Genomic DNA, 7,901 nt, shown 5'->3' on the forward strand with positions numbered 1-7,901 from the left:
CCCGGGGCCCCAGATGGGCAGCGCTCAACCCAGTGGTCTCATCCGCACCGGGCCCGGCATTCCCCGCGTTCGCGCATCCCACCGCCGGGTACGGTCCCAGCCGTGAGAATCCTCGTCACCGGCGGCGCCGGGTTCATCGGCTCGGCGTACGTCCGGCGGCTGCTCACCGGCGCCGAGCCGGACCTCGCCCCCGCGGCCGTCACCGTGCTCGACGCCTACACCTACGCCGCCACCGAGGGCGCCCTCGACCCGGTCCGCGCCGACCCGAGGCTGCGGGTCGTCCGCGGCGACATCCGCGACCCCGCCCTGGTCGACGCCACCGTCGCCGGTCACGACGCCGTCGTGCACTTCGCCGCCGAGTCGCACGTGGACCGCTCCATCGCCGCCGCCGCCGACTTCGTCACCACCAACGTGGTCGGCACCCAGACGCTGCTCGACGCGGCCCTGCGCCACGGCGTGCGCCGCTTCGTCCAGGTGTCCACCGACGAGGTGTACGGCTCCATCGCCACCGGCACCTGGACCGAACAGACCCCGCTCGACCCCAGCTCCCCGTACTCCGCCAGCAAGGCCGCCGCGGACCTGCTCGCGCTGGCCTACCATCGCACCCACGGCCTCGACGTCGTGGTCACCCGCGGCGCCAACACCTACGGGCCCTACCAGTACCCCGAGAAGATCATCCCGCTCTTCGTGACCAACCTGCTCGACGGGCACGACGTGCCCCTCTACGGCAACGGCGGCAACGTCCGGGACTGGCTGCACGTCGACGACCACTGCCACGGCGTCGCGCTCGCCCAGACCCGCGGCCGGGCCGGCGGCATCTACCACCTGGGCAGCGGCGACGAACTCACCAACCGGGAACTCACCGGCCGGCTGCTCGCCGCCTGCGGCGCCGGCTGGGAACGGGTCCGCCCGGTCGCCGACCGCAAGGGCCACGACCGCCGGTACGCCCTGGACTGCGCCACCACCCGCCGCGAGCTGGGCTGGGCCCCCACGGTCGGCCTCGACGCCGGGCTGGCCGCGACCGTCGACTGGTACCGCGACAACCGCGACTGGTGGACGCCACTCAAACCGCACCGCTGACGGGCCCCGCACGCGCCGGCCGCCGGGCACCGCGTCCGCGGCGATCCCGGCGACCCGGCCCGGGTCACTCGCCCGGCTGCTCCTCCTGCTGCTGACCCTCCAGGTCCGCCGAGCCCGCCGACGTGGTCGGCTTCTTCGCCTCCTCGGTCGGCACCGTCGGGGTCTTCGCACGCCCCGGCGCCGGTGCCGCGTCCGCACCCGCGTCGCCGTCGAGCAGCGCGGTCAGGGCCGCCCCGGTGATCCGCCGGAACGTCCGCCCCACCCGGCGCCGGTCCAGGACCGCCACCTCCAGCTGATTCGCCGCGATCGTGCGGGCCGCGCCGCCCTCGCCGCCGACGCTGCTCAGCGCCTTCACCGCGGCCTGGACCGCCTCCGCCAGCGACATCTCCGGCCGGTGCTCGTTCTTCAGCACCCCGGTGATCGCCTCGGCCTGGCCGCCCATCGCCATCCGGCCCGGCTCGTCGTTGACCGAGCCGTCGTAGGTCAGCCGGTAGAGCGAGTCGTCGTCCGGCGTGGCGCCCACCTCGGCCACGCAGATCTCCACCTCGAACGGCTTGGACTGCTCCGTGAAGATCGCGCCCAGCGTCTGCGCGAACGCGTTCGCCAGGCCCAGCCCGGTCACGTCCCGGCGGTCGTAGCTCAGGCCGTTCAGGTCGGCCATCCGCACCCCGGCCCGGCGCAGGTTCTCGAACTCGTTGTACCGGCCCACCGCGGCGAAGCCGATCCGGTCGTAGATCTCACTGACCTTGTGCAGGGTGCTGGACAGGTTCTCCGCGACGAAGAGCACCCCGCCCTCGTAGCTCAGGACGACCGCGCTGCGGCCCCGGGCGATGCCCTTGCGGGCCAGCTCGGAGCGGTCGCGCATGATCTGCTCGGGCGAGGCGTAGAACTGCATGGCCACGGCGGCGGTTCTCCTTCGGGCGTTGTGCTGCGGGACTGCTGACTCAGGTGGGAGCGGGGTCAGCCGCCCGGGTTCTCCATCCGGCCGGACACGACGCTCTCGGCGATCGCCGCCGTCTCGGCGTCGGTGAGCCGGCGGGTGCCCTCGGCCGTCGCCGTCATCACGACCGGGTAGATCCGGCGGGTCAGGTCGGGGCCACCCGTCGCGGTGTCGTCGTCGGCCGCGTCGTAGAGCGCCTCCACGGCCAGCCGCACCGCGTCGTCGATCGACAGGCCGGCCCGGAACCGCTTCTTCAGCGCCGACTTGGCGAACAGCGAGCCGGAGCCGATCGCGTCGTAGCCGGTCTCCTCGTAGGGGCCGCCGGTCACGTCGAAGCTGAAGATGCGCCCGGCCCGGGCCGGATCGGCGGCGGCCAGGTCGAAGCCGGCGAACAACGGGATCACGGCGAGGCCCTGCATCGCGGCGCCCAGGTTGCCCCGGATCATCGAGGCCAGCCGGTTGGCCTTGCCGTCGAGCGAGAGCATGGCGCCCTCGATCTTCTCGTAGTGCTCCAGCTCCACCTGGAACAGTCGCATCAGCTCGATGCCGATGCCGGCGGTGCCCGCGATGCCGACCAGCGAGTACGCGTCGGCCGGGTGCACCTTCTCGATGTCCCGCTGGGCGATCAGGTTGCCCATCGTGGCGCGGCGGTCGCCGGCCATCACCACGCCACCGCCGGCCGAGATGGCCACGATGGTCGTCGCGTGCGGCGCCATGTCGGCGGCCATGCCGGGCGGCAGCGGCCGACGGCCGGGCAGCATCTCGGGGGCCGCCTTGCTCAGGAACGCTGTGAACGAGGACGTCCCCGCGTTGGTGAACACATCTGGAAGACGCCCGGATGGATCAAAACCCGCTGCCACGTGGTTCCTCTCAGGTACGTGATCGCCCTGGCCAGACTCTCGGGGCTGTCCTTGAACTGACCAAGACCACCGTTGCAGTTGAAGCAGAGTATCCCGCGCACCCATCCGGTGCGATGATCGTGGTCCAGATGTTGCGGGTCCGGGGACCCGCAGATCGCGCATACGCCGCCCTGCTCGGCGAGGAGCTCGTCGAACTCCTTCTGCCCGACCCCGTACCGCCGCCGCAGGTGGTACTCACGGCTACCGCCGTACAGGCGCAGCCTGGTTTCCTTGCCCTTCTCGTTGTGGCACGGCTTGCAGTATCGGCCGTAGCCGCCCCGGCCTGACCGGTTACGCGGGAAGTTGTCGAGCTCTTTGGTCTCACCGCACGTGGGACATCGGCGGTGACCGTCCGGCACCGCCGGCAGTTCGCGGACCTCCCGACCGTGCTTCTCCTTCAGGCGCTTGGCATAACTGGCCTTCGAACGAAGATTGAAGCAAGGCTTGCAGTAGCTGCCACGGCCGTCGGGCCGACGACGGTTGGTGCAGAACTCGTCGAGGGGCTTCCACTCGTCACAGTCACGACAGCGACGGAAGCCGTCCCGATCATCAAGCGCTCGAGGCATGTCCGATTCGACCGGTTAGGCCCTATTCGCCCCCTTTTTGCACGTAGCCCCTGACAAATTCCTCGGCGTTCTCCTCCAGGACGGAGTCGATCTCGTCGAGCAGGTCGTCGACGTCCTCGGTGATCTCGGCGTGCCGCTCGGCAACCTCGGGGTTGGCCTGCGCGGTGACCTCCTCGACCTCCTCGTGGGACTTGCCGGACTGGGTCTGCCCGCCTTCTTGGGTCGCCATGGTGTGCCTCCTGCACGATCGCCTGCGATCAACTTACCTCGCGCGGACGACGAAAAGCCCGTCGCGCGCCGGGTTCCGGCACGGGACGGGCCTTCCGGCATCCGGCTCAGCCGCCGGTCAGCATCTCCAGCAGGTCCTTGGCGCTCTCGCAGCGGTCGAACAGCTGCCCGACGTGGGCGCGCGTGCCCCGCTCCGGCTCCATCATCGGCACCCGGACCAGCGACTCCCGGCCCACGTCGAAGATGACCGAGTCCCAGCTCGCGGCGACGACCTCGGAGGCGTACTGGGCCAGGCAGCGACCGCGGAAGTACGCCCGGGTGTCCTCCGGCGGCTCCGTCATCGCCGAGCGGGTCTGCTCCTCGGTCAGCAGGGTCTTCATCGAGCCCCGCTGCACCAGCCGGTGGTAGAGGCCCTTCTCCGGCCGCACGTCGGAATACTGGAGGTCGACCAGCTGGAGCTTGTGCGAGCCCCAGCCGAGCTTCTCCCGCTCCCGGTAGCCCTCCAGCAGGCGCAGCTTGGCCACCCAGTCCAGCTCGTCGGCGCAGAGGAAGGCGTCCCGGCCGAGCCGGTCCAGCACGCTCTCCCAGCGGTCGAGCACGTCGGTGGTCTGCGCGTCCGCGTCGCTGCCGTAGCGGTCGTCCACGAAGGACCGGACCCGCTCCAGGTACGCCCACTGCACGTCCAGCGCGGTCAGCTTGCGGCCGTCGCGCAGCCGCATGAGGTGCTTGAGCCCCGGGTCGTGGCTGACCGCGCGCAGCTCACTGACCGGGTCGGCGATGCCCAGGTCGGGGCTGAGCGCCTTCTCCTCGATCATGGTGAGGATCAGCGCGGTGGTGCCGACCTTCAGGTAGGTCGAGATCTCGGAGAGGTTGGCGTCGCCGATGATGACGTGCAGCCGGCGGTACTTGTCGGCGTCGGCGTGCGGCTCGTCCCGGGTGTTGATGATGGGCCGCTTGAGCGTGGTCTCCAGCCCCACCTCGACCTCGAAGAAGTCGGCGCGCTGGGAGATCTGGAAGCCGCTCTGGCCGCCGTCCTGGCCGATGCCGACGCGGCCGGCGCCGCAGACGATCTGCCGGGTGACGAAGAACGGCGTCAGGTACGCCACGATGTCGGCGAACGGGGTCTGCCGCCGCATCAGGTAGTTCTCGTGGGCGCCGTAGCTGGCGCCCTTGTTGTCGGTGTTGTTCTTGTAGAGGTGGATCGGGTGGGTGCCCGGGATCGTGGCGGCCCGCTTGGACGCCTCGGCCATCACCCGCTCACCGGCCTTGTCCCAGCGCACGACGTCGAGGGGGTTGGTCACCTCGGGCGTGGAGTATTCCGGGTGCGCGTGGTCGACGTAGAGGCGGGCGCCGTTGGTGAGTATGACGTTGGCCAGCCCGAGATCCTCGTCGGCCAGCGCCTCGGCCGGGTCGTAGGCCGCCCCGGAGTAGGTGAAGCCGCGGGCGTCGCGCAGCGGCGACTCCTCCTCGTAGTCCCAGCGCGCCCGGCCGCCCCGGTTGAGTTCCGGTCGTGCCCCGTAGGCGTTGACCACCTGGGAGGAGGTGACCATCGGGTTGGCCCCGGCCTGGCCGGGCACGGAGATGCCGTACTCGACCTCGGTGCCCATGATCCGTCTAACGCTCATCGACCTGCCCGCTCCGCTCGCCCGTCCCGGTCCCCCGTCACGTCGAGCGTAGTCGCCGTCACGCGGGATGGGGGCGTGGCGGCCCGGGGGCGTCGGGTGTGGCGGCGCGCGGTGGCACTGGGCGCGGACGCGCGGAGGCCCGCGGCGCGGTGCGCCACGGGCCTCCGTCGTGCCGTCGGACTACAGGTACTGGCCGGTGTTGCTGGCGGTCTCGATGGACCGGCCGGCCTCGGCGCCCTTGCCGCCGGAGACGAGCGTGCGGATGTAGACGATCCGTTCGCCCTTCTTGCCGGAGATGCGGGCCCAGTCGTCGGGGTTGGTCGTGTTGGGCAGGTCCTCGTTCTCGCGGAACTCGTCGACGCAGGCGTCGAGGAGGTGCTGGAGCCGGAGCCCCTTGCGCCCGGAGGTGAGGAACTCCTTGATGGCCATCTTCTTGCCCCGGTCGACGATGTTCTGGATCATCGCGCCGGAGTTGAAGTCCTTGAAGTAGAGGACTTCCTTGTCGCCGTTGGCGTAGGTGACCTCGAGGAAGCGGTTCTCCTCGGTCTCCGAGTACATCCGCAGCACGACCGCGTCGATCATCGCCGCCACGGTGGCCTGCGGGTCGCCGCCGTGCTCGGCCAGGTCGTCGGCGTGCAGGGGCAGGCCGGAGAGGATGTACTTGGAGAAGATGTCCTTGGCCGCCTCGGCGTCCGGCCGCTCGATCTTGATCTTCACATCGAGCCGGCCGGGGCGCAGGATCGCCGGGTCGATCATGTCTTCCCGGTTGGAGGCGCCGATGACGATGACGTTCTCCAGGCCCTCCACGCCGTCGATCTCGCTGAGCAGCTGCGGGACGATGGTGTTCTCCACGTCCGAGGAGACGCCCGAGCCGCGGGTGCGGAACACGGAGTCCATCTCGTCGAAGAACACGATCACCGGCGTGCCCTCACCGGCCTTCTCCCGCGCCCGCTGGAAGATCAGCCGGATGTGCCGCTCGGTCTCGCCGACGTACTTGTTGAGCAGCTCGGGGCCCTTGATGTTGAGGAAGAAGCTGGTGTGCTTCTCCTCGCCCCGCCGCTCGGCGATCTTCTTGGCCAGCGAGTTGGCCACCGCCTTGGCGATCAGCGTCTTGCCGCAGCCGGGCGGGCCGTAGAGCAGGATGCCCTTCGGCGGCCGGAGCTGGTGCTCGCGGAACAGGTCAGCGTGCAGGAAGGGCAGCTCCACCGCGTCGCGGATCTGCTCGATCTGGGAGTGCAGGCCACCGATGTCGGAGTAGTCGACGTCGGGCACCTCCTCCAGGACGAGCTCCTCGACCTCGCTCTTCGGGATCCGCTCGTAGGCGTAGGCCGAGCGGGGCTCGATCATGAGCGAGTCGCCGGCCCGGATCGGCGTGCCGATCAGGGTCTCGGCGAGGTGCACGATGCGCTCCTCGTCGGAGTGCGAGACCACCAGCGCCCGGTCACCCGGCGCGCCCTCCGGCCCGGCGAGCACCTCCTTGAGCATCACGACCTCGCCGACCCGCTCGTAGCCGAACGCGTCGACGATGTTGAGCGCGTCGTTGAGCAGGACCTCCTGGCCCCGGCGCAGCTCCTCGACGTCGAGCGAGGGCGAGACGGCCACCCGGAGCTTGCGCCCGCCGGTGAAGACGTCCACCGTGCCGTCGTCGTGTTTCGCCAGGAAGACGCCGTAGCCGCTCGGCGGCTGGGCGAGGCGGTCGATCTCCTCCTTGAGCGTCACGATCTGCGCGCGAGCCTCCTTGAGGGTGCTCACGAGCCGTTCGTTGTTCTCGGTCAGCCGCGCCAACTGCGCCTGGGTGGCCGCCAGCCGCTCCTCGAGCTGCCGGACGTGTCGGGGGCTTTCGGTCAACTTGCGCCGCACCAGAGCGAGTTCCTCTTGAAGGAACGCGACCTGCGTGGAGAGATCGTGGGCCTCCTTCTCCCACCGTGCGGCGCGCGAGTCCGCGTCGTCGCTGCGTGCCACGTCCCACCTCCCCGGGGGGCTTGAACGTTCTGAGCTAACACTAGCCGCTATGAGCCCGATTCGGTCCTCCGCAACGCGCTCGTCACCGAAGCTTGATCGCCAAGGGCTGGTCGACGGGCGGGTACGGGCGTTCGGGTACCGTCGGAGCGTGGGACGGGAGAACATGGGGGGTGCTTCGTGACCGACGTCGCGACGGACCAGCTGCAGGTCTGGGTGGATCAGGACCTGTGCACGGGTGACGGGCTGTGCGTGCAGTACGCGCCGGAGGTCTTCGAGTTCGACGTCGACGGCCTGGCATACGTCAAGGGGCCCGACGGCGAGCTGCGGCAGGCGGCCGGCGCCCGGGTCGACGTGCCGGAGCACCTGCGCCTCGAGGTGATCGACTCGGCGAAGGAGTGCCCGGGCGAGTGCATCCACGTGGTGCGCGCCTCCGACGGCGCCGAGGTGGCCGGCCCGGAGGCCGAGGACTGACCCGACAGATCGCCGCGGGGGGGGGGCCGGGGGGCCCGCCCCCCGCGGGTCTTTTTCTCTTCGATGGCCCCCCCCCCCCGCCCCCCCCCCCCCGCACGACCACCCAACAAAAGAAAAGAGGGGGGGAAGG

At 70.6% G+C, this 7,901-nt stretch carries 8 protein-coding genes; 2 read left to right on the forward strand and 6 right to left on the reverse strand.

Going from position 1 to position 7,901, the window contains the following annotated elements; all coding sequences use genetic code 11:
- The first annotated feature begins 102 nt into the window (after nt 1-102).
- The gene (gene rfbB / locus ABZW14_RS27440) at nt 103-1,080 is read left to right on the forward strand and encodes a dTDP-glucose 4,6-dehydratase (protein WP_355351742.1); all 978 of its coding nucleotides are present in this window, start codon (nt 103-105) and stop codon (nt 1,078-1,080) included.
- Nucleotides 1,081-1,144: 64 nt separating this feature from the next.
- On the opposite strand, the gene prcA is transcribed toward rfbB, so the two are convergent.
- The 6 genes from prcA to arc form a co-directional block, all read right to left on the reverse strand.
- Nucleotides 1,145-1,981, reverse strand: a complete 837-nt coding sequence (gene prcA, locus ABZW14_RS27445) for a proteasome subunit alpha (protein ID WP_355351744.1) — start codon at nt 1,979-1,981, stop codon at nt 1,145-1,147.
- A gap of 59 nt (nt 1,982-2,040) precedes the next feature.
- Nucleotides 2,041-2,880: a proteasome subunit beta gene (gene prcB / locus ABZW14_RS27450; protein ID WP_355351746.1), complete on the reverse strand. Its 840-nt coding sequence runs from the start codon at nt 2,878-2,880 to the stop codon at nt 2,041-2,043.
- The gene (locus ABZW14_RS27455) at nt 2,799-3,485 is read right to left on the reverse strand and encodes an endonuclease domain-containing protein (RefSeq protein WP_355351748.1); all 687 of its coding nucleotides are present in this window, start codon (nt 3,483-3,485) and stop codon (nt 2,799-2,801) included. Before ABZW14_RS27455 ends, prcB begins: the two co-directional genes overlap by 82 nt.
- 22 nt (nt 3,486-3,507) lie before the next feature.
- Nucleotides 3,508-3,714, reverse strand: coding sequence for a ubiquitin-like protein Pup (locus ABZW14_RS27460; protein WP_046562769.1), 207 nt, complete (start codon nt 3,712-3,714; stop codon nt 3,508-3,510).
- A 106-nt stretch (nt 3,715-3,820) separates the two neighbouring features.
- On the reverse strand, nt 3,821-5,338 hold the full coding sequence (dop, locus tag ABZW14_RS27465; RefSeq protein WP_355351750.1) for a depupylase/deamidase Dop: 1,518 nt from the start codon (nt 5,336-5,338) through the stop codon (nt 3,821-3,823).
- A 180-nt stretch (nt 5,339-5,518) separates the two neighbouring features.
- On the reverse strand, nt 5,519-7,300 hold the full coding sequence (gene arc / locus ABZW14_RS27470) for a proteasome ATPase (RefSeq protein ID WP_355351752.1): 1,782 nt from the start codon (nt 7,298-7,300) through the stop codon (nt 5,519-5,521).
- A 177-nt stretch (nt 7,301-7,477) separates the two neighbouring features.
- Between arc and ABZW14_RS27475 the strand changes: the two genes are divergently transcribed.
- On the forward strand, nt 7,478-7,771 hold the full coding sequence (locus tag ABZW14_RS27475; RefSeq protein WP_355351754.1) for a ferredoxin: 294 nt from the start codon (nt 7,478-7,480) through the stop codon (nt 7,769-7,771).
- Nucleotides 7,772-7,901 lie beyond the last annotated feature (130 nt).

Source organism: Micromonospora sp. NPDC004551 (genome assembly GCF_040609975.1).
GTDB lineage: Bacteria > Actinomycetota > Actinomycetes > Mycobacteriales > Micromonosporaceae > Micromonospora.

Coding starts and splice junctions, on each gene's coding strand:
- ABZW14_RS27455 (WP_355351748.1), bottom strand. CDS start 3,485: ATGCCTCGAGCGCTTGATGATCGGGACGGCTTCCGTCGCTGTCGTGAC.
- ABZW14_RS27460 (WP_046562769.1), bottom strand. CDS start 3,714: ATGGCGACCCAAGAAGGCGGGCAGACCCAGTCCGGCAAGTCCCACGAG.
- dop (WP_355351750.1), bottom strand. CDS start 5,338: ATGAGCGTTAGACGGATCATGGGCACCGAGGTCGAGTACGGCATCTCC.